This is a genomic window from Candidatus Thiosymbion oneisti, from assembly GCF_004359955.1.
GTDB lineage: Bacteria > Pseudomonadota > Gammaproteobacteria > Chromatiales > Chromatiaceae > Thiosymbion > Thiosymbion oneisti.
In genome coordinates this window covers 13,383-36,861 of record NZ_SMSC01000017.1, presented here as the reverse complement: position 1 = coordinate 36,861, position 23,479 = coordinate 13,383, and the positions used below count along the sequence as shown (strand labels likewise).

Below are 23,479 nucleotides of genomic sequence, written 5' to 3'. Positions count from 1 at the left end.
TTCACTTTCCAATAACACTTGCTTCCAATACCTCCAGATACCGCTCGGCGCTCTTGGCCTGGGTGTATTCGGCGACCGCGGCCTGCAAGGTTTGCGGCGGCAGCGGATGGTCCAGGGTCTCGGCCATGGCCTGGGCCAGGGCCTGGGCGTCTCCGACCGGGACCAGGGCCCCGTACCTGCCGCCGTCCAGCAGCTCATGGGGGCCGCTGGGGCAGTCCGTCGCCACCACCGGGGTGCCTAAGGCCATGGCCTCCGTGAGCACATTGGGAGAGCCCTCCCACCGGGACGAGAGCACGAACAGATCCGCGCGGGCCAGGTAGGGGTAGGGGTTGGCCCGAAAGCCGATCAGATCCAGGTCGGCGGCGATTTCCAGCTCCGCGCTCAGGGCCTGGAGCCGCGCCCGTCCGTTGCCTTCGCCCAGGATGACCAGTCGACAAGGGCGTCCTTTACGGACCTGGGCGAAGGCCCGGATCAGGGTCGGGAAGTCCTTCTGGCGCTGTAAGCGGCCGGCGCCGACGATGACCGGCGACTGGCCGGGTCGGAACCAGGCATGGTCACAGGGCGCGGCGGCCAATCCGGGGAGCTCCGGCGTAATCACAGGGTTGGGGATGACCTGGATGCCTGTACGCGCGATCCCGGCGATGCGGGCGGTATCGTCGGCGACCCCGGCGGAGACCGCCAGGATCCGATCTATCCGTGGATAGAGCCGACGGATCGGCCAGAAGCGCAACCAGCGCGCGCCGGCGGTCTTGCCTGCCATGGCCGTGGAGACATTGGTGCCCAGGCGCATGAGGATCCGGGTGTCGGTGCCCGCCAGCCACCGGGCCAGGACCGCCGCGCGCCCGGCCCGATCCTTCACCGCCAGCAGGGCAGCGGGGCGGTATCGGCGCAGATAGCGGGCCAGTGCCGGCACCGCCGCGAAGGTATGCCGGGTGCCCAGATGCACCCGATTCACCTGCCGCGGCAGGCGTTCGAGGTGGGGGCCCTCGGTGCGCACCAGGACCAGATCCACCTGTCGGCCCAGCGCCACCAAGCCGCGGATCAGGTTCACGACCATCCGCTCTACCCCGCCGTGCCCTGAGAAAGAGACGAAGACGGCGATGGGACGCACGGGATCGGGCATCATTATGTGCCCCTTTCCATCGTTTGCAACGGACGCAGCGAAGGTTATGACAGGGGTGTTCTCAATTACATGGCACAATCTGCGCATTTCCCTCCCTCTCCCTCCGGGAGAGGGCCGGGGTGAGGGGGAAATTCAAAAACTCGAATTGTGGCGTGCGGCAGTATAACAAACTACCTGATCCTCGCTATCTCGAACCACGGATCGGCACGGATCAACACAGATTGGTCTTCATCCGTGTCGATCCGTGTTCATCCGTGGTTCTCTGAACCGATTTTTCCTATAGGAAAACACGGCTCAAACCAGGCCGGCGACGCCGGGAGCCGACACCTGAGACCGTCGTTCCGGCTGGGACGCCGCAACCCAGCCCGCGTAGGGTGGGAAAGGCCAGGCGCCGTCCCGCAGGGAGCCTGGCCGCAACCCACCGCAAGGCGGGATGCGCTGTGCTTTCCCGCCCTACGGACTAGGGCTCGTAGCCTCTCCGAGGCACTCCGCGGCGCGGAGCTTCCGCGTTCCCACGCGGCGCGTGGGAACGAGAGAGTCTTGGCCCCACCTACCGGCGACAGGTCATTCCGAGCTGCCGCAGGATTTCTTCGATCTGTTGTGCCTCCGGGATCCGCAGTCGTCTGGCGTCGGTCAAGGCGAGGCAGAGCAGCTCATTGGCCTGCGCGCGCTCCTCGGCCCGTCCCCGAGCCAGCAGAGTCAGCGCGATATTGGTGCGGCAGACCAGCAATCCACGCACATCGCCCAGGCGCTCATAGACCGGCAGCTCTTCTTGGGTGCGGATGCGCAGGGCCTCATCGAGCTCGCCGCGCCTCTGCAGGATGTCGGCGATCTTACCCTGGGTGACGGCCTTGGAACGCACATCGCCCAGGCGCTCATAGACCGGCAGCTGTTCTTGGGTGCGGATGCGCAGGGCCTCATCGAGCTCGCCGCGGTCCTGCAGGATGTCGGCGATCTTACCCTGGGTGACGGCCTTGGAACGCACATCGCCCAGGCGCTCATAGACCGACAGCTCTTCTTGGGTGCGGATGCGCAGGGCCTCATCGAGCTGGCCGCGGGCCTGGAGGATGTCGGCGATCCGGCCCTGGGTGACGGCCTTGGACCGCACGTCGCCGAGGCGCTCATAGACCGACAGCTCTTCTTGGGTGCGGATGCGCAGGGCCTCATCGAGCTCGCCGCGGGCCTGCAGGATGTCGGCGATCTTACCCTGGGTCACCGCCTTTTCACGCACATCGCCCAGGCGCTCATAGACCGGCAGCTGTTCTTGGGTGCGGATGCGCAGGGCCTCATCCAGCTGGCCGCGCCTCTGCAGGATGTCGGCGATCTTGCCTTGGGTCACCGCCTTTTCACGCACATCGCCCAGGCGCTCAAAGGCCCCGAGCACTTCGTCGGTTAGGATACGCAGGGCCTCATCGAGCTGGCCGCGGGCCTGCAGGATGTCGGCGATCTGGCCCTGGGTGACGGCCTTGGAACGCACATCGCCCAGGCGCTCATAGACCGGCAGCTCTTCTTGGGTGCGGATGCGCAGGGCCTCATCCAGCTCGCCGCGCCGGTATAGCCTGTCGGCGTATCCGTCGAGCAGGGGCAGTGCGTCCAGATCGGTGGCCTCTTCCGCCGCCTCCAAGGCCACGATACCCCGTTCCAAGAGGTCATCGGCGGTCTTGCCGTCCCCGGCACCGCTGGTCACGCGGGCGGCATCGGCGTAAAGCCGCCAGGGAATGGGATGCGCGGTAGCTTCCAGCAAGCCAATCAGGTCCTTCCCGAGCCTCGCCGCCTTGCCGTAGCTGTCCGCTTCCAGGGCCCGGACGGCGCCGGCGCCGCAGGCAGCGGCGATCGGCGGCTTCTCCGCGGCCAGGGCGAGCTCGGCGAGCTGCAAGTCGGCCAGGGCGGGGCGCCATCCTGTTTCACCGCCCCAGGCCCTGAACAGGGGTCCGACCGCGATGGCAGCGAATCGCCCCTGCTCTGCCGCCGCAAGCGGTGCTAGGCGGCCTGCGGCCAGTGGGCTGACCCGCACCCCGGATAGGTCCGGTCGTACCGGATCTGCGCCCGGCTCCAGCAGGGCCAGGTCGCTCAGGTCCTGTATCCGGCCCCCGCTCTCCGCGGCGAGCGCTGCGGTGACCGCTGGCGGCACCGGCAGTCGGAACCAGGTCATGGCCCGCAGCAGGGTCGCACTGCCGGCCTTGGCGGCCAGCCCGAGCAAGGTCTGTACGGCGATGTTCTCTAGCAGCTGGCGCAACTGCTCGGCCTCCGGCAGTCCGCCGCCGGCCAGGTAGGCCTCCATCTCACCCAGGGCCGCCGCGGCCTCGGCCAGGGGCACGGCGGGATTGAGCAACAGGCGGGCGATCAGCAGATCCAACAACCCCGGGTTGCCGCGCGCCGCGGTCCGAGCCCGCGCCAATAGCTTCTCGCGCTCTTCCAGGTCGGGCAGGTCCAATCCATCGGCCATGGTCTGGTGGCGCAGTACGAGCTTGCGCTCGGCGGTTTCCCCAAAGCTGGTGAGCTCGAGGCGGTCGAGCCGCTCGGCCAGGTCCTGGCCCCCCACCGCCAGCCGGAACGGGAAGCGGCTGGTAATCAGCAGCCGGCTGTCGGTGGCGGTCGGCTCGAAGGCCCGGAGGATGGTTGCGACCAGGCCGGCGTAACGGGCGGCGACCGGGCGGGCACCGGCGGCCTCTTCCAGCAGTTGCTCGAAGTCGTCCAGGACCAGCAGCAGTGCCGGTCCGGTCTCGTCTTGCTGTTGGCAGGGGCCGTGCAACAAGTCGGTCAGCAGATTCCTGAGGGCGACCAGGGCCTCCTCTGCTCCCTGCTGCGCCGCGGCCCGGACCTTCTGTTGCCCGTCTTGCAGGAGCGCGCGGGCAGTCGGGAAGCTGTGGAGGGCCGCCTCGAGCTCATCGAGCAGAGCTTGAGGGCCGAAGCGGCCGTGGAGCACGGCCAGTGCATAGTCGTCGCGGCGGCGGTTGGCGATGCGCGCGGCCAGGCTGGATTTACCCAGCCGCCCCATGCCGGTGAGGATGAGGCCGGCGTGGCGACCCGCGTCCAGGCTGCGCAGGGCATGTTGGAGCTCCCGGCGCCGGCCGACGAACATCTCATGGGAGGCCACCGGGACCTCCTTGCCGAGGAAGGTCTTCGAGATATGGCTGGCGGGCAACAGGGAGCGCTTGCGACGGCCAGTCACCAGCGGGGCGGCGCCGTCCGCGTCGCTGCCGAGCCACAGCCGCGCCAGGTGCCAGTCGCTCCGGATCTGCTCCTGGTCGGCATCGAGCAGCGCGCGGCGGGCCTCGGCAACGGCCAGGGCCAGGGCTTCACGCTCGGCGAGCCTTTGATAGAGGGTGGCCGCGAACCGGATGGCGGCGGTGTCCGCGACCGTGCCGTCCCAGCCGATGACGGCGGGCAGCCCGGCCTGGATCAGGGCGCTGGTGAGGGAGTGCACCGGCGCTTGTGCCACCTTGGGAGCCGGGTCGCGGTCGGGCTTTTCACTGCCGGGCGCAGGCGGCAGCCCGGCCCCCGGAGCGGGCCTGTGACCGGCCGTCGCCGCGCTGCGGCAGGCGGACAGGAACAAGAGGCGGGGCATAGCCGGCCGCAGAGTGCCCAGCAAGGCCGCGGCGTCGGTGGCGAGTAGGGCGCCGGCGTCGTCTTCGAGGAGCAGGACGGGTCTCGGGTCCTGGTCCGGCCGGTCCCGCCAGTTGTTATCGCCGTGACAGGACAGGTGCAGCACGGGCAGGCGGCCGGTCTGGCGTAGCGCGCCGAGCCGCCGTCCCAGGGCCGCGGCCGCGCCGCTCTCGTCGACCAGCAGGTCCAGATTGGTGTCACCCACGGCGTCGAGGATGGCCGTCTCCTCGGCCTCATAGGCGAGCTCCGAGGTATCCTGGGGCGCTGCGGCCATAAAGGCCAGGCCGAGCCGGTACTGGTCCTGGTCCGGCGGCGGTGGCTCCCCGAGCGGGCCCAGGCGGCGCTGGGGGCTGTACTGCAGGAGGGCATCGGCGGCCAGATGGCCCCGCTCATCGGCCACCAGCTCCCAGGGGGCTTGCAGCAGGGCCCACTCGGCGAGGCTCGGCTCCCGGCGCGGGCAATGGATGCTCAGCAGCAAGGGGCGGGAGGCGCTCTCCAACAGCCGGGTCAACTGGTGTTGGTCGCCGTCGAGCCAGGCGTAGAGGTCGCGGCCGATGCGGATCGCCGCGGCCGGGTCCGGGCGTGCTTCCAAGGGTCCGTAGCGCGAGATGAGGTTCATGAGCCATGCGGACGCCTCTGCATCCAGCACTCGGCGGGTACCGATCGGCGTGTCGCCGGCGAAGAGCTCGTAGGCGTCGTCTTGGATCAATAGAGTAGCGGACATGGCGCTTGCTCCCGGTCTCCCCATTCGGTGCGGAGAGCTTATCCGATGCGGGCCCGTCCGGCCAGGCAGATTGGGGGCAGGGCAACCGAATGATAATCACTGCTGAAACAATTTCTCGTTCCCACGCGCTGCGTGGGAACCTGGTTGCTCCGCGCCACGGAGAGCATCAGACCGGTGGTATACACGGGAATCAAACCTGCCGGCTGTCCGGCGTTATCCGGTGCGGCCCAGAGGGCGTCTGCTCTGACCGTTGCCGCCAGCTGGTGATGGGGTCCGTAAGCCGTCTGAAAGACGGCGGTCCCAGCCGGCCCGGGACCGCCGACATCCTGTCGGCCCCTGGGACCGCCGACATTCTGTCGGCCCCTGGGATCGCCGACATTCTGTCGGAAAACTACCGTGTTCACCGCATCATCGATTGGGGCAGTTTCATTCATCGATGCGGTTCGCGCCGCGTGGTAGATTGGGCAAAGGGCCAGCCTGGTCCTGACGGAGGCTCTGTCCTGCGGAGGAGGGAGCCTGGAGGAGCCTGGACCAGCCCATTGAAGCAGGGCCGCTGCATCCCTTCGGCTTTGGGCTCTAACTACCCTACAACCGCTTTTAGATACAGCCTCTAAGGCGGTGAACGGGTACGTGCAACCGGATCGCTCGAACTATAACCACCATGCGCAAGCCCGACGCGGTCTACTTCTTCGGGACCTGTCTGATCGATCTGCTCTATCCACAGGCGGGCCTGTCCGCCATGCGGCTGCTTGCGCGGGCGGGCATCCGGGTCCGCTACCCCCAGGGTCAGACCTGTTGTGGTCAGCCGGCCTACAACTCCGGTTACCGGGACCAGGCCCGTAGCGTAGCGGCCGCCCAGCTCGACGCCTTGCCCGCGGACATCCCGGTGGTGGTCCCCTCTGCTTCCTGCGCGGGCATGTTCCGCGTGCACTACCCGCGGCTCTTCGCCGGCACCCCTGATGAGGCCCGCGCCCTGGATCTGGCCGGTCGGGTCTATGAGTTTACCGAGTTTCTGGTGCGGGTCCTGGATCTCAGACCCGTGGCTCCGGGACCGCCGCTGGCTGTCGTCCTGCACAATTCCTGCTCGGCGCGCCGTGAGCTGGGCGTTGCGGATGCGGCCCGGGAGCTACTCGACCGGCTCGCCAACGTCCGCGTCCTGGAGCCCGACCATGCCGACGAGTGCTGCGGCTTCGGCGGGACCTTCGCGGTCAAGGAACCGCAGCTCTCCGCCGCCATGGCCGCGGACAAGACCGCCGCCATCGCCGCTACCGGTGCCCCCCTGCTGGTGGGCCAGGATTGGGGTTGCCTCATGAATCTGGAAGGCACCTTCCGGCGCCGAGGGAGCGGACCGCAGGTAAAGCACATCGCCGAATTGGTGTGGGAGCGGGTAGTGGTTAATATCTAAGTTGTAATATGACCAACAGCACTGGCCGCTATGCCCCCTCTCCCGCCGGGAGAGGGTTGGGGAGAGGGGATCAAAAAGATGAACCGCTCTACTTTAACACTTATGAATTTACCACTACCTGGGAGCGGACCAGTGGCGGCTGAGTGGCACGCCCGGGTCGCGGATGCCCTCGGCAACCAGCGGACGCGGGCAAACATAGGACGCGCCCTGGACGGCTTGGTCGCCAAGCGCCGGGCGGCCTTCTCGGACCGGGACGAACTGGAACGTCTGCGGGACCAAGGGCAGGCCATTCGGGCCCAGGCCCTGGCATGCCTCCCCGACTTGCTCGCAGCGTTGGAGCGCAATTGCACCGCCAACGGCATTCGGGTCCACTGGGCCGAGACCTGCGATCAGGCCAATCGCGAGGTGTTGGATATCCTGCACCGGCACGAGGCGCGGATGCTCATCAAGGGCAAATCCATGGTCTCCGAGGAGTTGGGACTCAACGCCTTCCTGGAAGCCCAGGGCATCGAGGTCGTGGAGACGGATCTGGGGGAGCTCATCGTCCAGCTCGCGGAGGAACGCCCGTTCCACATCCTGGCACCGGCCATCCATAAGGACCGGCGCCAGATCGCCGAACTCTTCAAGGCCAGGTTCCCGGAGCTCCCCTACAGCGAGGACGCCGAAGCGCTCACGGCCACCGCCCGCCGCCTCCTGCGCGAGAGGTTCCGGGGTGCCGTGGCGGGCCTCACCGGGGTCAACTTCGCGGTGGCCGAGACCGGGACCCTGGCCCTGGTGGAAAACGAGGGCAATGGCCGCATGTGCACCACGGTCCCTGAGGTGCATATCGCCGTCACCGGCATCGAGAAGGTGATCGCGCGCTTAGATCAGCTCCCGACCCTGCTGACCCTGCTCACCCGTTCTGCCACCGGCCAACCCATCACCACCTATGTCAACCTGATCGGCGCGCCGCGCCGGACCGGCGAGCTGGACGGACCCCAGGAGGTTCACCTGATCCTGCTGGACAACGGCAGGTCGCGCATCTTCGCCGATCCGGAGCTCCGGACTACCCTGCGCTGCATCCGCTGCGGGGCTTGCCTGAACCACTGCCCCGTGTATGTACGCCTCGGCGGCCATGCCTACGGCACCGTCTATCCGGGCCCGATCGGCGGTATCCTCGAGCCCCAGCTCCAGGGCCTGGCCGCGGCCGGATCCTTGGTGGACGCCTCCAGCCTGTGCGGTGCCTGCGATGAGATATGTCCGGTACGCATCCCCATCCCCCGCCTCCTGAACCGACTGCGCGCCGAAGGGGTAGGCGCCGGGTCCGATTCCCAAGTGCCGGGCCGCGGCAGTCGGCGTGACCCCAGGCAGGCCGCAATCTGGCGACTCTGGGCCTGGCTCCACGCCGACCCCGGTCGCTACCGGTTCCTGAGCGGCCTGCTGAGCAGGACGGGCACCCTGATCCCACGGCTGATTAGGCCCTGGACCAAGAGCCGGCGCCCCCCACGCCTCGCCCCCAAGGGCCTGCACCGACTGGCGCGGGAGGCGGGCTTTGTCGATGATTGAGGGCCACAGATGGATCGATGGGCACGCTTCGCTTGGTGCATCCTAACCAGCCGCCGCGGTACGGAAACCGCCGCGGAATGTCCGATACCTTAGAACCCGCTTGATGGACGCTTGCTTTGCCCATCCTACGGGTTACCGATAACATTCAGGGCGGGCGCGTATAAATTTCTTTTTGATTAACAAGTTACTACCAGCCGTGTCGATTGGGCAAAGCTGGGAGCGCCGGCATCCTGCCGGCTCGTAGGTTGGGCAAAGCCGGATCAGGGACGATCCGGCGTGCCCAACATCAACATTTCGTTGGGCACGGCGCACCGTCCAAAGATGCGGTTCGCTGCGCTCACCACATCTTACAGCCCTTGCCCAACCTACAAGATCATGTTTTCGGGAGGATTTATACGCGCTCGCCCTGCGATAACATTGAGCCGGCAGGACCCCCATGCAAAATTTGTCCGCAAATCAACGCAAATGGCCGCAAATCAACGTCAATGAACCAAGAACCGTCGATGATGGCGAACCGATTGCGAGCAATTTGCGTTGATTCGCGTTCATTTGCGGAAAAAATAATCTCCAATGAAACAACCGAACCGATGTTAATAGCACGGGGGCCCCCATGAGCGACGCCAGATCAGGTATCCTCCAACGCTTGCGGGCGGGCGGTATCCAAGAGGAGCAAACGCCGCCCGACATCCCTCTGCGCCGGTTTGACTGGGACCCGGCGGAGTGCCTCCGGCGCTTCCGGGCCCGGATGGAGGCGGCTCACGGCGAGGTCCACCAAGTCGGTGCCGACTGGCCCCAGCGGATGTACGAACTCCTGCACCGGGAAGGCGGCGCGCTGCTCTATGGTCCCCAGGGTCCCTTGGGGCCGGCGCTGGAGCAGGGCTGGCCGGACCGGGGCGCGGTCCGATTGATCCCGTACCTGGAGCCTGTGGAGGCCTGTCGCGATACCCTGTTCCGGTCCGTGGACGCAGGCTTCACCAGCTGCCGGGGCGCCATCGCCGAGACCGGCTCCCTGGTCCTGTGGCCGACGCCCCAGGAGCCGCGCCTCCTGTCCCTGGTGCCCCCTATCCACTGCGTGCTGCTGGACGCGGCCGAGATTTGCTCGACCTTCCACGAATTGCTGACCCGGCAGGCCTGGCAGACCGGGATGCCGGGTAATGTTCTGCTGATCTCCGGTCCCTCTAAATCCGCCGACATCGAGCAGACCCTGGCTTATGGGGTCCACGGGCCGCAGAGGCTGGTGGTCTTAGTGCGATCCTGAATGATTTGGCGTTGTCCGGAGGATTCGACGTGTTGCGTTCGACGCACCAAGGCCCGCTCATCTATGGTGGCGGCAGTGCCGGCGTCTTAACGCAACCTACACCCACATCACCCCTCGCGTCGCCTGCCCGCGCGGACCTTGCATTGGGTGTAGGATGCGGTGAGTGCGGTGGTTCCGAGCTTGCCGGCCAGTGCACGCACTCCCCGCGCGGGTAGTGGTTAATATCTAAGTTAGAACATGACCAACGGCACTGGCCACTATGCCCCCTCTCCCGCCGGGAGAGGGGATCAAAAGGATGAATCGCTCTACTTTTTCACTTATAAATTTACCACTACCATACATTGATTTTCAGCTGGCTCCCCACGCTCCAGCGTGGGAGCAGATCCCGACGCTCCAGCGTCGATTAAGCGCCTCGGTAGGCTAACAGCCAACGCCTATCAGCACAGAGGAGCTGCGTCCGCTGGAGCGGACAAGCCGGCGTTCCCACGCTGGAGCGTGGGAACGAGCGCGGTGGGCTTTGCTCAACCTACCTGACTGCGCTCGGGGCAGGCTCTCTTCCGCCGGGAGGGGGGCTTTGAGGCTTGACTTAATGGCATTGGGTAATGATTCGCCTGATCAAGAAGCTCGACCGACCGGTCCGGACCGACTTCAGTGTTACCTTGACCCTGGAGCAACGGGTCAGGAGTCGATTGCGGGTAAGGCTGGACGACGGGCGTGAGGCGGGGATCTTCCTCGCCCGCGGTGATCGCCTGCGGGATGGTGACTGTCTGATCTCCGAAGAACGGCTGATCGTGCGGGTCAAAGCGGCCCGGGAGCCCGTCTCCACCGTCCTCGGCCGAGACCCCTGGCTATTCGCCCGCGCTTGCTACCACCTGGGAAACCGCCATGTGGCCCTGCAAATCGAGCCCGGACGCCTGCGCTATCCCCACGATCATGTGTTGGACGCGCTGGTGCGCGGCCTGGGCCTGGAGGTAATCCTGGAAGAGGCCCCTATCGAACCCGAGCGCGGCGCCTACGGTGGCCCCGGGCATACCCATGGCGCAGGACACCGGGAGCACTGACGACCCCTTGCCGCTGCTGCGGCTGCTGCAGCTGGTGAGCCCGTCGCTGCCGATCGGGGGCTTTGCCTATTCTCAAGGCATCGAGTGGGCGGTGGAGGCGGGCTGGATCCGTAGCGCGGAGCAGTTGCAGGCCTGGCTCCTGGATCAGCTCGGCAACTCCCTGGTCAATCTGGACCTGCCCTTGCTGGCACGCATGTATGACGCCGCTCGGGTTCGGGACCTGGCGGCCATGATCCACTGGATCGATTGGTTGCTCGCCGCCCGCGAGACCTCCGAGCTGCGGGCGGAGGAGGCCAATCGCGGACGCGCCCTGGCGGATCTGCTGATCGCCTGGGAGCTGACCGGGGCCCGGGATTGGAAGACGACCCTGGCGCGCAGTCAGGCCGCGGGGTTCGCCTTCGCCGCCGCGGCCTGGGCTATCCCGGTGCGCAACACCGCCCTGGGATATGCCTGGGGCTGGTTGGAGAATCTGGTCCTGGCCGGGATTAAAATCATCCCCCTCGGTCGCGCCCAGGGCCAGCGGATACTCCAGCGGTTGGCGGCGGAGGTTCCCGCGGCCGTCGCCAGGGCACTGGCCCTCGCCGACCACGAGATCGGGGCCTCGACCCCGGCCCTGGCTATCGCCAGCAGCGCCCACGAGACCCAGTACACCCGTCTGTTTCGCTCTTGAGGCACCGAACATGAACAACTCGGCCCTACGCATCGGTGTCGGCGGTCCCGTCGGCTCCGGCAAAACGGCGCTGCTGGACGCCTTGTGCAAACGCCTGCGCGGGGATTTCCAGCTGGCCGTGGTCACCAACGACATCTACACCAAAGAGGACGCCGAGTTCCTGATCCGCAGCCAGGCCCTGGACGCGGCGCGCATCGTGGGGGTGGAAACCGGCGGTTGCCCTCATACCGCCATCCGTGAAGACGCCTCCATGAACCTGGCGGCGGTGGAGGATCTCCAGGCGCGCTTCCCGGATCTGGATGTGATCTTCATCGAGAGCGGCGGCGACAACCTCTCGGCCACCTTCAGCCCGGAGCTGGCGGATCTGGCCCTCTATGTCATCGATGTGGCCGAGGGCGAGAAGATCCCGCGCAAGGGCGGACCCGGCATCACCCGTTCGGACCTGCTGGTGATCAACAAGATCGACTTGGCGCCCTATGTGGGGGCGTCGCTGGAGGTCATGGCGCGGGACACCAAGCGCATGCGGGGCGAGCGGCCCTTCGTGTTTACCGACCTGCGGGAAGGTCAAGGGCTGGACCAGGTCGTGGATTTCATCCTGCGCGAAGGGATGCTCACCCGAGCGCCGGGGTCGTCCCTCCCCCAGGGCAAAGGCGTCTGAATTTCGGTAGTGCTTAGAGGCTATCTGAAAACTAACCAAACCGCGCCAAATCATTCAGGATTGCTTTTAACCAGACAGCTTCTAAGAGGCATGGGGTCCGCGTCTGCCCCCCCAGGCGCCAGCGCGTAGATTGGGCATAAAAAGGTAGGTCGGGGCCAAGACGGAACCCCGAGGAGATGGTTTGGTGGACGATCGGGCTCAGGCTAACTGGTGGCGCTGTTTCATGTCCAGGTAAACGAGGTCGGAGACGGCGCGAATGGCGTCGCTGCGCTGAGTGATCCAATGCTCGTAATGCTGGGCGCGGGAGGGGCGCTCGATGATACCGATAAAGATATAGGGGTAATATCTTCCCCCGCGCCCCGGTGCCTCGATGATGCCCATGTTCCCGCACAGCCGGGCCGTGGAGCCGGTCTTGTCGTAGATCTTCACGTCGTCTGGAATGGATCTGACGCCGTGACAGATGCGGTCCTGATTGGGCAGAGACATGATTTCGCGCAACTCGTCCGTGCCGGGCATGCGGTCGTGCCACAGGGCATATAAGAAGCGGCTGTAATCATGGGCCGACGCCAGGTTGCGGTAGGTACGGCCATCGGGGGGAATCGATTCCACGATCCGGGTCTCGCGGAAAACGCCGGGTGCGTTCTTCTTCAATACCCGTTCTACATCCTTCGGCCCGCGGTTCCGCTCGTGCCGGCTGACGATGGCCATGATGCGGTTGGTCGCCCGGTTGTCGCTGTCACGGATCATAGCTTCCATGGTCTTGCGCACCGCTCCAGTGTAGCGCAGCTTACCGCGGGCATCCTGGAGCTTGTAGAAGTAGGCCTGGGCGACAAAGGGCTTGATCATGCTGGCCGCCTGGCGCGGGATATCCTCGTTGATGGCGACCAGCTTTTTGCGGGAGGTCAAGTCGTAGACGGACCAGGAGGTCTTTTCTTCCGGGCGTATCAGGCCCCGGGAGCGCATGCCTTTGACCAGATCCGAGACCTGTCGTTGCAAGGCTGGCCGCCGGCCGCCGGCCCGGACCAGGGATGGCAATCCCAGCGCCAGGGCACCGGAGCAAGATACCACGGCGGCGAGGAATTCCCGCCGCGTAGGGAAGGACAGGGTATTTTCCGAGCGCCCAGGGTCCGGAAAGTCGTTATGCGTGCTCATGGTCGATGCTCACTCCTGATCTGAATTCTCCGGAGTCGTGATGACCAAGTAATGAGGTACGGCCGACACCCGACGCACCTCCGCGCGCCGAACCTGATATCGACTATCTGTCCAGCATAGACGCTCGCAATCGAAAGGACAACCGGCGAATGCAAAGAATTGTGATATTTGTCAGATAGATCAGAGCGGTTTTTAATATGTGGGAATAGTGATTGAGGCACAAGATAGCGTGCGCCCTTGACCTGCGAAGCACGCCATCTTGGGTCTCCCGTCGGTGAGATCTGAGTGTGGGTTATGCCGTCAGCGTCCGCTGGAATCCCCTTTCCGCACGCTGTCGGCGGCGTACTCGAAGGCGTCGGAGAACATCTGGTCCATCGCCAGCCCGCGTGCCCCGAAGGCCGCTCGGCCCGCATCCACCATCATCGGTGGTCCGCTCATGTAGACATCGAAGCCACTCAGGTCCGGATGGTCGGCGACGACCGCCTCGTGAACGAAGCCGGTGCGCCCCGTCCAACCCGTGTCCGGCTCGGACAGGACCGGCGCATAGGTCAGGTTGGAGTGCTCCCGCGCCCATTGCTCGGGTAGGTCCGGCAGGTAGAGGTCGCGCCGTGCGCGTACCCCCCAGTAAAGGTGCATGGGACGCTCGATGCCGATATGGAAGGCATGCTCGATGATGCCCTTGATGGGTGCGAAGCCGGTTCCCCCGCCCATGAAGATCAACGGGCGCTGCGAGTCCTCCCGCAGGGTAAAGGTCCCCAGCGGTGCCTGGATACGCAGGATGGTCTTCTCCTGCATGCTGTCGAAGACATAATCGGTGAACTCGCCGCCGGTTACGTGGCGTATATGGAGCTCGATGAGCGCGTCGTCATGGGGCGCATTGGCGATGGAGAAGGCGCGCTTGCGTCCGTCGCGCAATATGAAGTCCAGGTACTGTCCGGCAAAGAACTGGAGGCGCTGATTGTCCGGCAGCTTGAGGTAGAGCCGGATCACATCATGGTTCAGTTGTTGCTTGGCGACGACCCGGCACGGGAGGGTGCGCACTTCCACCCCGGCCGCGGTCGTGACCTCCTGGACCCGGATGATCAGATCACTCCGGGGGACGGCCTGACAGGTTATGCAGGTGTCTTGGCTCCGGCCTTGGAGTGCCTCCGGCGCGCCCTCGGGATAAGCGACCTCACCCTGCAGTAGCTGGGCGGCGCAGGAGCCGCATTGACCGTTGCGACAGCCATACGGCAGGCCGATTCCCTGGTGCAGCGCGGCTGCGAGCAGGCCCTCGCCGGTCGCGACCTCGAAGGTATGACCGCCGGGCTCGGTACGGACCTTGAAACTCATGATACTCTCTACAATCTACAACAGATAAGGTGGTTGGGATGGCGGCTTGAATGTCGATAACCTCCTTCAATATGGTGCCGTCGGCCGTTTCGACAACCCGTCAGTAACCGAACAACGGGTGCATCCGTGTGGTTTGAGACCTTTATCGACCAGCTGTGGCAGGTCATGCTCGACCTGTCGCCCTCACTGTTGCTCGGGCTGTTGATCGCCGGACTGGTGCACCTGTATCTACCCGAGGGATTGGTGCACCGAGGACTCAACCGTCCTAACCTGCGCAGTGCCGCCAGGGCCGCGTTGATCGGCGTGCCGCTGCCCCTCTGCTCATGCGGAGTCATCCCCACCGCGCTGGGCCTGCGTAACCAAGGCGCCTCCAAGGGTGCGACCACTGCCTTCATGATCAGTACGCCCCTGACCGGCGTGGACTCTCTCTTGGTCAGCGCCTCCTTTCTCGGTTGGCCCTTCGCGTTGTTCAAGCTGGCGGCGGCCTTTGTGACGGGCCTGATCGGCGGCACTCTGGTCAACCGTTTTACCACGCCTGGTGATCAGTCTCGGCATGAGTCCGTGGTGACCGCCGCCGAGCCGAGCGCAGGGGGTCTGAAGGGTGCTTTGCGCTACGCTGTGTTCGACCTGTTGGCGGCGATCGATTTGTGGGTCTTGACGGGGGTCTTGGCAGCGGCGTTGATCGCCACCTTTATCCCCACCGATTATCTGGCCGGCCTGACCTGGACCCAGGGCATCGGCGGCATGTTGCTCGTGTTGGCTATTTCGATCCCCCTCTATGTCTGCACTACCGGCTCAGTGCCGATAGCCGCTTCCCTCATCGCAGCGGGCATGCCGACGGGTACGGCCCTCGTCTTCCTGATGGCCGGACCGGCCACCAACGTCGCGACGCTCGGTGCCGTCTATCGCGTGCTGGGGACTCGCGTCCTGGCAATCTACCTCGGGACCGTGATCCTGATGAGCGTCCTGCTCGGACTCGGCTTCGATGCCTTGCTGTCGGGTGTGTATAGCGTGGGGTGGGCTGTGCCCACCGGCGGTCACAGTGAGCATGGAGGGCACAGCCCACCCTACCTTGCGATCGGCTCCGCCCTGTTGCTGAGCGGACTGCTCGCCTATCTGCTGGGGCTCCGTCTCAAGGCGATGCTCCGGACGTGGCGCGACCCGGAACCGGGAACAGATCTTATGCTCAAAGTGGAGGGTATGTCCTGCGGGCACTGTGTGGGCAGCGTGAAAAAATCCCTGGAAGGCGTCGCGGCCGTCAGCGAAGCGACACCGGACCTGGCTTCCGGGCTGGTACGGGTACGTGGTGACCATTTGGATGTCACTGCTTTGATCCGGGCCGTGGAAGCGGCCGGGTTCCGGGCCTCGGGGCCCTGAAGGGCCTCCGATGCGGTTCGCTGCGGGCGTCCATTGATGCGGTTCGCGCCTCTTGGTGGTGCTATCCTATAAGATCTGTCGCGTTCACCGCACCATTGATGCGGTTCGCGCCGCTTCGTGATGCCGTCCTGTAAGATCTACCGCGCTCACCGCATCCTACATCCAACGTGAGGCCCGCGCGAGCTGGCAGCACGGGGGTAAGATAGGTGTAGGTTGCGTTAAGACGCCGGCACCGGTGCTCCAGGAAATCAACGAGCCTTGGGGCGTCGAACGCAACACGTCCGGTCCCCCAAACAGTGCCGAATCATTCAGGATTGCTTTTAACCGGACAGCTTCTAAATGTTGGGCACGGCGCGCTAGCGGCCGTCGGCTCGGTTGCCGGCTCGGCAGTGCGCGCCTTTGCCCAACCTACGTGCTCTTTGCAACCTTTGCGCCTTTGTGGTTCGGCGGAAATCCGGTTGACCGGGAGGCCCAGATAAACTAGGGTGGCGCCAGGTTCCAGTGCATAGGGTATTCTAAGGTTCCGAATCACTCACGGAGAGAAGCAACCGCCATTCCGCTCCGGCCGAGTCCGGGGTTTGCCTGCGGGACCTGTTCGCTCAGTCTGTCCGCGCTTGTCCGATACTCATCGACGGCACTCCCCCTGATCTGAAACCGGTTGATCCGAAAACCGGTGTCCGCGTCCGGCGGCTGGACCTTGCGGTAGGAGTGCTCTTTCGGGTTGTATTCAGGACCTGGGATACGAGAGGCTGGGAGACCGCTGAAGTCGCAGGCGGTCGGCAGAATACGGCGGCACACAGCCGTTCACTATTGTCTGACTTGTGCATTGGTCGGGCGACAGTGCCAGATCGATCAATGCACAATTGCACGAGAGAGAGCGATGCGGATCTACGCAGGAAACCTGAGCTACGAGGTCACCGATGATGAGCTTAGAGAAATCTTCGCCGAATTCGGTGAGGTGGCAAGCGCGGATGTGATCAAGGACAAATTCTCCGGCCAGTCCAAGGGATTTGGTTTTGTGGACATGCCCGATAACGACCAGGCTCAAGAGGCCATCAAAGCGCTGAACGGCAAGCTTGTGAGGAGTCGGAATCTGACGGTCAACGAGGCCCGGCCCAAGGTTCCGAGGTCCGGCGGCTTCCGCTGAGCGGAGGCGTCGACGTGCGGTCCTTGTTCTGCAGGGACCGCACGTCCTTGCCCGGCAAGGTCCGGGAAGAGGATTCGGACCTAAGCGGTCTCTGTCGGCGAGGGTTCGGAGTCGGGATCAGTCGATCCCGAGATGGCTCCAGCGCTCGTCCACGCGGCGCTTGATTTGCTCATCCATCCGGATGGGCCGACCCCATTCCCGTTGGGTCTCCCCGCGCCACTTGTTAGTGGCGTCGAAGCCGATCTTGGAGCCTAGTCCCGACACCGGAGAGGCGAAGTCCAAGTAGTCGATCGGCGTACGCTCCACGATCACCGTGTCCCGCTCCGGGTCCATGCGCGTCGTCATGGCCCAGATAACGTCCTTCCAGTCCCTGGGGTCCACGTCCTCGTCCACCACGATCACGAACTTGGTGTACATAAACTGGCGCAGGAATGACCAGACGCCTAGCATCACGCGCTTGGCGTGCCCCGGGTATTGTTTCCTCATGCTGACCACCGCCAGGCGGTAAGAGCAGCCTTCCGGCGGTAGGTAGAAGTCGAGGATCTCCGGAAACTGCTTCTGCAGGATGGGGACGAAGACCTCGTTGAGCGCCACGCCCAGGATGGCCGGTTCGTCCGGCGGCCGACCCGTGTAGGTGCTGTGGTAGATGGGGTCGCGGCGCTGACTGATGCGGTCGATGGTGAAGACGGGGAAGCTTTCGACCTCGTTGTAATAGCCGGTGTGATCGCCGAAGGGACCCTCGGCAGCTGTGTCCCCGGGGTGGATGTGGCCTTCGAGCACCAGCTCGGCGCTGGCCGGTACCTGCAGCTCGTTGCCGATACAGTCGGTAACCTCCGTTCGGCTGCCCCGCAGCAGACCGGCGAAGGCGTACTCGGACAAGCCATCGGGTACCGGGGTGACGGCGGCGAGCATGGTTGCCGGGTCCGCCCCTAAGGCGACGGATACGGGAAAGGGTTCGTCCGGGTGCTCCAGACGCCACCCCCGAAAATCCAGGGCGCCGCCGCGATGGGCCAGCCAACGCATGATGACCCGATTAGCGCCCAATACCTGCATGCGGTAGATGCCTAGGTTCTGGCGCGGCTTGTCCGGTCCCCGGGTCACGACCAGCCCCCAGGTGATGAGGGGACCCGCGTCTCCCGGCCAACAGGTCTGGATGGGTAACCGGCCCAGGTCCACCTCCGCTCCTTCGCGTACCATCTCCCGGCAGGGTGGATCACCGAGCCGTCTGGGCGCCATGTCGAGCACCTTCTTGAATATGGGCAGCTTCTGCCAGGCGTCCTTCATACCCTGAGGCGGGTCCGGCTCCTTTAGGAAGGCCAGCGTTTTTCCGACCTCCCGCAGGGCAGCGACGGACTCCTCCCCCATCCCCAGCGCCACCCGCTTGGCAGTACCGAAGAGATTGCCCAGGAGCGGGATCTGGGATCCCTTCGGCTTTTCGAACAGCAGGGCGGGTCCTCCCGCACGCAAGGTGCGGTCACAGATCTCGGTGATCTCGAGGTAAGGATCGACCTCGCTGGACACCCGCTTGAGCTCGCCCCGTTGCTCAAGCTGGACGATGAAATCTCTCAGGTCCTTGTATTGCATTGGAATTGTGGGAACCGCAGCCTTTTTAATCCGCAGATTACGCAGATTTCCACAGATTCAAACAAAATAATCTGTGGAAATCTGCGTAATCTGTGGATAAGGAATGTGGTTCGCTGTACTCGCTGCCCATTTACCCCTTGTGCATTTGCGGCCCTATTTCCTAAGCCGCGATACCCGAATGCCGCAGCAGGGCATCGATGGTTGGCTCACGGCCCCGGAAGTCCAGGTAGAGATCCATGGCGTCGCAGGACCCGCCTTGCTCCAGAATGGTCTTGCGGAAGGCGAGCCCCGTCTCCTGGTCGAACAGGCCGCGTTCCTCGAACAGGGAGAAGGCGTCCGCGGACAAGACCTCCGCCCACTTATAGCTGTAGTACCCCGCCCCATAGCCCCCGGAGAAGATATGGGAGAAGCCGTGGGCAAAGCGGTTGAATGCCGGTGGCTTCATCACGGCGACCTGATCGCGCACCTGATCGAGGAGTTCATAGATACGCCCGCCCCGCCGCGGGTCGTACTCCAGGTGCAATCGGAAGTCGAAGATGGCGAATTCGAGCTGGCGCACCAGCTGCATGGCGGACTGGAAGTTTTTTGCCGCCCGCAGGCGCCGATACAGGGCCTCGGGGATGGGTTCTCCCGTGTCCACGTGACCCGATATCAGGGCCAGGGACTCGGGTTCCCAGCACCAGTTTTCCAGCAGCTGACTGGGCAGCTCCACCGCATCCCAGGGCACGCCATTGATGCCTGCCACTGCCGGATAGTCGACCTGTGTCAATAGATGGTGCAGGCCGTGGCCGAACTCGTGAAACAGGGTCTCGACCTCCTCATGGGTAAGCAGGGATGGCCGATCTCCCACCGGAGGCGTGAAGTTGCATACCAGGTAGGCAATGGGAGTCTGGTCGCGGCAGCTGGTGTGGAAGCGGTTTACACACACGTCCATCCAGGCGCCCCCGCGCTTCTTGCTGCGGGCGAAGGGGTCGAGATAGAACTGCCCCCGCAGCTCGCCGCCGCCGTCCCGGATCTCGAAGAATCGCACGTCCGGATGCCAGGTCTCGACGTCTTCCACCTCCCGCACGCGGATGTCGAACAGCCGCTCCACCACCGCGAACATGCCTGCGAGCACGCGCGGGAGGGGAAAATAAGGGCGCAGCTCCTCCGCGGTGATCCGGTGCCGGTGCTGACGCAGCTTTTCCGAATAATAGGCGAGGTCCCAGGGTTCGAGCCCCTCGCATCCATACCCTGCTTCCGCGAACTGCGCCAATGCTTCCAACTCGTGGCGGGCCTGGGCCACGGACCGTTCTGCCAGGTCGTTCAGGAATCCCATGACCGCTTCGGTGGAGCGCGCCATCTTGGTAGCCAGTGAGCGCTGGGCGTAGCTTCCAAAATCCAAGAGTACCGCCGACTCATGACGCAGCGCGAGGATGCGCTCCATGATCCGGGTGTTGTCCCACTTGCCGGCGTGCGGTCCCCGGTCCGAGGCCCGGGTGCAGTAGGCCTCATAGACTTCGCGGCGGAGCCCGCGATCGTCCGCATAGGTCATGACCGGGAGGTAAGAGGGTAGATCCAGGGTCAAGACCCAACCCTCCTCGCCCCGGTCAGCGGCCGTCTGCTGAGCCAGGGCCAGGGCCGACTCGGGCAAGCCGGCAAGGGCGGACGGATCTGTGATCCGCTTGCTCCAGGCGTTGGTGGCGTCGAGCAGGTTCTCTTCGTACCTGCTGGTGAGTTCGGCGAGCTCCCGGCTGATCGTCTTGTAGCGTGCCTGCTTGTCCGGCGCCAGATCGACACCGGAGAGACGGAAGTCGCGCAGGGCGTTCTCCAGCAGCTTGCGCTGGGAGGCGTCCGGATGTCCCTGGTCGGCGACGACCCGGAAGCCCTCGAACAGGGCTCGGTTCTGGCCGACCTCGGTGCCGTACTCACTAAGCTTGGGCAGACAGGCGTTATAGGCGGACCGTAGCGCCTCGCTGTTCATGACCGCGTTGAGGTGACTGACCGGCGACCAGGCCCGGTCGAGCCTGTCGTTGGCTTCTTCCAGGGGCTCGACGAAGTTCTCCCAGGTGGGCGGGTCCGTGCGGTGCGCCAACTCCTCGACCCGCGCCCGGCATGCGGCGAGCAAATCATCGACGGCCGGCTCGACCTGCGCGGGACGGATGTGAGAGAAGGGCGGGAGCCCTTTCAATGTCAGTAATGGGTTATCCATGACAGGGATCTTCGATTTAAAAGCAATCCTGAATGATTCGGCGCGGTTTGGGGGACCGGACGTGTTGCGTTCGATGCCCAAAGGCTCGCTGATCTCCTGTAGCGCCGGTGCCAGCGTCTTAACGCAACCTACACCTACCTTATCTCCCGTGCTGCCGGCCCACGCGGGCCTCACGTTGGGTGTAGGATGCGGTGAGCGCGGTAGGTCTTCCAGGATAGCACCACCAGGGGGCGCGAACCGCATCAATGGACTTAAGACGCAGGGAGCACCGGGGGGAGTCAACGCGGCCCTGGTCGGATCCTGGGGAGTCAAGGATTGCTCGCTGCGCCCTAATCGGGCAGGAAACCGGTGCTTGCTTTATCCGGGACGCGGGCCCGCATGGTGTGAATCATGTCCCGCTTGGAGCGCGGCTCGAATCCCCGCGGGATGCAGAGGATATGTTGGTGCAGATCTCGGTGGAGCTTGTCGTGGTGGCGTCCCTGGATGGGGATCCAATCGCCGTCGATCGCCTCGAAACGACCGTTGTTGCCGTATGCATAGAGTTTGAAAACGCCGCCCGGCGTACAGCGCAGGCCCTCGAAGGACAGGTTGCGAACGCCACTTTGGGACTCCACGACCAGGGTGTAGCGTACCGCCCCGTCGGCGCCTATCGAGAGGTGCTTGCCGTCGATGTAGTAACGAAACCGCGACCCGGGATCATCCACGCTGAACTCGACCAGATCCCTGTCGTCCGGCCACGGCGGCAGACTCATGGCTCCTTCCTTCCAGCTTCTGTCCTTCTCCTCGACGCTACTGGGCGTCGGCGATCCCGCCTCGTCGATGAAGGGCCGATCCCACTTGGCTGCAAGCATGGGGGCATAAATGAGCAGAAAGCATAAGGTGGGGACAAGAACTCGCATGGAAGGTCGTACCTTAAGAGACTGTCTAAAAAGAGACCGTAGGCCGTAGGCTGGGTTGCGGCCAGGGATGGCCAAAACCCAGCAATAACCAAAGCTGGGGGTCGTTCCTCACCCCGGCCTACCGATTTAAAATCAATAGGTTAGTTTTTAGACAGCCTCTAAGGGTTGAGGATTCACTCTGTTTGCGAAACGCCAACTATAAGGCCGGAAGCGCGACCGGACCAGTGTCGGGAAGCGGCTTGTGAGCTACCAGTCGCCGGCTGCCCGCCGGTGGAAGCCGGTGACCGGCAGCAACCTATTGATCGGGAAGAAGATTATACACACTCATCCCGATTGTCCAGCTCCCGAGCCTGCACTCCCGGCCGGGTCAGTTATAATAGCTCGTTATCCGCGGAGGAGCGTCATGGCCGATTTTCATCAGGAACCCCTGATCACTACGCTGCATGGTCTCTACGAGGCCTTCGACAAGGCCTCCTATCTGGACGAGCTCGAACGCCGATTGGAGCAGCACGCCCGGCACCAGAACATCAGCCTGCTGCTGCCCTCGCTCTACAGTGAGATAGGGAACGTGGGGGTGCTCGACCACATCCTGGAGCAGATCAAGGGGGTGCGTTATCTGAGTAACATCGTGGTCGCCCTCGGCGGCGCCTCGGAGGAGCGCCAGTTCCGCCAGGCACAGGAGTACTTCGGGCGCCTCGAGACCGAGCACCGGGATGTGCAAGTCGTCTGGGTCGAGGGTCCGCGCCTCCAGAAGCTGCTGGGCGAGTTGGCAGAGCGGGGGGGGACCGCCTTTGGGGTGCAGGGCAAGGGACAGTCGGTTTGGGTGGCCTTGGGGTATCTGTTCGCCCGTGATGACGGCGGTGTCATTGCGCTCCATGACTGCGATATCGTCACCTATGACCGCACCCTCTTAGGAAGGCTCATCGAGCCGGTGGTCAATCCGAATAATCACTTCCAGTTCTGCAAGGGTTACTATGCCCGTATCTCGCCCACCGAACGTGCGCTGAAGGGGCGTGTGACACGGCTTTTCGTCGTCCCATTCGTCGAGACCCTGTCCAAGATCATGCGTCAGCTCGGACACGGCGGGCTCGAGCGCTTCTTCCAGTACCACAGTGCCTTCAAATATGCCTTGGCCGGGGAGTTCTGCTTTACTGCGGACTTGGCGCGGAGGTTGAATGTGGCCTACGACTGGGGGCTGGAGGTGGCGACCCTGTCCCAGGTCTATGATCAGTTGACCACGCGCCAGATCGCCCAGATCGACCTGGCGCCCAACTATGAGCACAAGCACCAGGAGCTATCCCCCGAGGATACCGAGCGCGGTCTGCATCGCATGGTGGTGGACATCGCCAAGTTCTATCTCACCTATATGCGTTCCCACGGTGTGCCGCTGGACGATGCCTTCGTGGATATGATTCTGCACAGCTACTACCAGACCGCGCTCAAGTACGTCCGCAAGTACAGCTACGACGCGGACGTCAATACCCTGGCCTTCGATTTGTATGGGGAAGAATTCGCCGTCAGCCATTTCCGCGGCTTTCTCTGGGATGCCTGGGAGCAGAGCAGGGGACCTCAGGAAGCCAAGTTGATTCCCTCCTGGAACCGGGTCGCCTATTCCTTTCCTGAGATCTACGATCGCCTGCTGCATGCCGTGGAGCGGGACAACGGGCGGGCCTAGGACGTAAGTTGCTGTCGGTCGCCGGCGGTGTAGGCTCAGGGCCTCTGGTTGGGATGGCTCCCAGGTACGCTC

The 23,479-nt window shown here is 64.4% G+C and carries 18 protein-coding genes; 9 read left to right on the top strand and 9 right to left on the bottom strand.

The features are described from left to right. Nucleotide 1 precedes the first annotated feature (1 nt). The 3 genes from E1958_RS11345 to E1958_RS20880 all read right to left on the bottom strand — a co-directional run bounded on the left by E1958_RS11345 (nucleotide 2) and on the right by E1958_RS20880 (nucleotide 5,887). Nucleotides 2-1,123, bottom strand: coding sequence for a glycosyltransferase (locus E1958_RS11345; protein WP_243448339.1), 1,122 nt, complete (start codon nucleotides 1,121-1,123; stop codon nucleotides 2-4). A gap of 550 nt (nucleotides 1,124-1,673) precedes the next feature. Continuing rightward, nucleotides 1,674-5,453, bottom strand: a complete 3,780-nt coding sequence (locus tag E1958_RS11340; protein ID WP_166664640.1) for a CHAT domain-containing protein — start codon at nucleotides 5,451-5,453, stop codon at nucleotides 1,674-1,676. A 38-nt stretch (nucleotides 5,454-5,491) separates the two neighbouring features. Further along, nucleotides 5,492-5,887 (bottom strand): hypothetical protein, encoded by a 396-nt coding sequence (locus tag E1958_RS20880; RefSeq protein ID WP_133511971.1) that lies wholly within the window; start codon nucleotides 5,885-5,887, stop codon nucleotides 5,492-5,494. Nucleotides 5,888-6,114: 227 nt separating this feature from the next. On the opposite strand from E1958_RS20880, the gene E1958_RS11330 reads away from it, so the two are divergent. The 6 genes from E1958_RS11330 (at nucleotide 6,115) to ureG (ending at nucleotide 12,050) form a co-directional block, all read left to right on the top strand. After that, nucleotides 6,115-6,858, top strand: a complete 744-nt coding sequence (locus E1958_RS11330; protein ID WP_133511970.1) for a (Fe-S)-binding protein — start codon at nucleotides 6,115-6,117, stop codon at nucleotides 6,856-6,858. Between the two features lie 132 nt (nucleotides 6,859-6,990). Then, complete coding sequence (locus E1958_RS11325) at nucleotides 6,991-8,403, top strand: LutB/LldF family L-lactate oxidation iron-sulfur protein (protein WP_243725263.1); 1,413 nt, start codon at nucleotides 6,991-6,993, stop codon at nucleotides 8,401-8,403. Between the two features lie 610 nt (nucleotides 8,404-9,013). Next, nucleotides 9,014-9,661: a LutC/YkgG family protein gene (locus E1958_RS11320; protein WP_133511969.1), complete on the top strand. Its 648-nt coding sequence runs from the start codon at nucleotides 9,014-9,016 to the stop codon at nucleotides 9,659-9,661. Nucleotides 9,662-10,263: 602 nt separating this feature from the next. Next, a complete protein-coding gene (gene ureE / locus E1958_RS11315; RefSeq protein WP_133511968.1) occupies nucleotides 10,264-10,722 on the top strand; it encodes an urease accessory protein UreE in 459 nt (152 codons plus the stop codon). Further along, on the top strand, nucleotides 10,679-11,392 hold the full coding sequence (locus tag E1958_RS11310; RefSeq protein WP_243725262.1) for an urease accessory protein UreF: 714 nt from the start codon (nucleotides 10,679-10,681) through the stop codon (nucleotides 11,390-11,392). Before ureE ends, E1958_RS11310 begins: the two co-directional genes overlap by 44 nt. A 10-nt stretch (nucleotides 11,393-11,402) precedes the next feature. Next, nucleotides 11,403-12,050 (top strand): urease accessory protein UreG, encoded by a 648-nt coding sequence (gene ureG / locus E1958_RS11305; protein WP_133511967.1) that lies wholly within the window; start codon nucleotides 11,403-11,405, stop codon nucleotides 12,048-12,050. A gap of 198 nt (nucleotides 12,051-12,248) precedes the next feature. Here ureG and E1958_RS11300 read toward each other — a convergent pair whose 3' ends face one another. Together E1958_RS11300 and E1958_RS11295 are read right to left on the bottom strand one after the other, a co-directional pair. Continuing rightward, a complete protein-coding gene (locus E1958_RS11300; protein ID WP_133511966.1) occupies nucleotides 12,249-13,202 on the bottom strand; it encodes a serine hydrolase in 954 nt (317 codons plus the stop codon). A 300-nt stretch (nucleotides 13,203-13,502) separates the two neighbouring features. Beyond that, a complete protein-coding gene (locus E1958_RS11295) occupies nucleotides 13,503-14,534 on the bottom strand; it encodes a CDP-6-deoxy-delta-3,4-glucoseen reductase (protein ID WP_133511965.1) in 1,032 nt (343 codons plus the stop codon). A gap of 126 nt (nucleotides 14,535-14,660) precedes the next feature. Between E1958_RS11295 and E1958_RS11290 the strand changes: the two genes are divergently transcribed. Beyond that, nucleotides 14,661-15,911 (top strand): permease, encoded by a 1,251-nt coding sequence (locus tag E1958_RS11290; RefSeq protein WP_243725261.1) that lies wholly within the window; start codon nucleotides 14,661-14,663, stop codon nucleotides 15,909-15,911. A 528-nt stretch (nucleotides 15,912-16,439) separates the two neighbouring features. Here the strand turns inward: E1958_RS11290 and E1958_RS11285 are convergent. After that, nucleotides 16,440-16,709: a hypothetical protein gene (locus E1958_RS11285; protein WP_133511964.1), complete on the bottom strand. Its 270-nt coding sequence runs from the start codon at nucleotides 16,707-16,709 to the stop codon at nucleotides 16,440-16,442. 82 nt (nucleotides 16,710-16,791) lie between these two features. On the opposite strand from E1958_RS11285, the gene E1958_RS11280 reads away from it, so the two are divergent. Continuing rightward, nucleotides 16,792-17,058 carry an RNA recognition motif domain-containing protein gene (locus E1958_RS11280; protein WP_089725980.1) on the top strand — a complete coding sequence of 89 codons (267 nt, stop codon included), beginning with the start codon at nucleotides 16,792-16,794 and terminating at the stop codon, nucleotides 17,056-17,058. A gap of 117 nt (nucleotides 17,059-17,175) precedes the next feature. On the opposite strand, the gene ubiD is transcribed toward E1958_RS11280, so the two are convergent. From ubiD to E1958_RS11265, 3 genes are all read right to left on the bottom strand, one after another. Continuing rightward, entirely contained in the window at nucleotides 17,176-18,642 is a 1,467-nt protein-coding gene (gene ubiD / locus E1958_RS11275) for a 4-hydroxy-3-polyprenylbenzoate decarboxylase (protein ID WP_133511963.1), read from the bottom strand. Nucleotides 18,643-18,802: 160 nt separating this feature from the next. Continuing rightward, complete coding sequence (gene prlC, locus E1958_RS11270) at nucleotides 18,803-20,833, bottom strand: oligopeptidase A (RefSeq protein ID WP_133511962.1); 2,031 nt, start codon at nucleotides 20,831-20,833, stop codon at nucleotides 18,803-18,805. Between the two features lie 329 nt (nucleotides 20,834-21,162). After that, on the bottom strand, nucleotides 21,163-21,732 hold the full coding sequence (locus E1958_RS11265; RefSeq protein WP_133511961.1) for a CNP1-like family protein: 570 nt from the start codon (nucleotides 21,730-21,732) through the stop codon (nucleotides 21,163-21,165). Between the two features lie 403 nt (nucleotides 21,733-22,135). Here E1958_RS11265 and E1958_RS11260 point away from each other — a divergent pair, with 403 nt between their 5' ends. Beyond that, nucleotides 22,136-23,407 (top strand): glycosyltransferase family protein, encoded by a 1,272-nt coding sequence (locus tag E1958_RS11260; protein ID WP_089725972.1) that lies wholly within the window; start codon nucleotides 22,136-22,138, stop codon nucleotides 23,405-23,407. Nucleotides 23,408-23,479 lie beyond the last annotated feature (72 nt).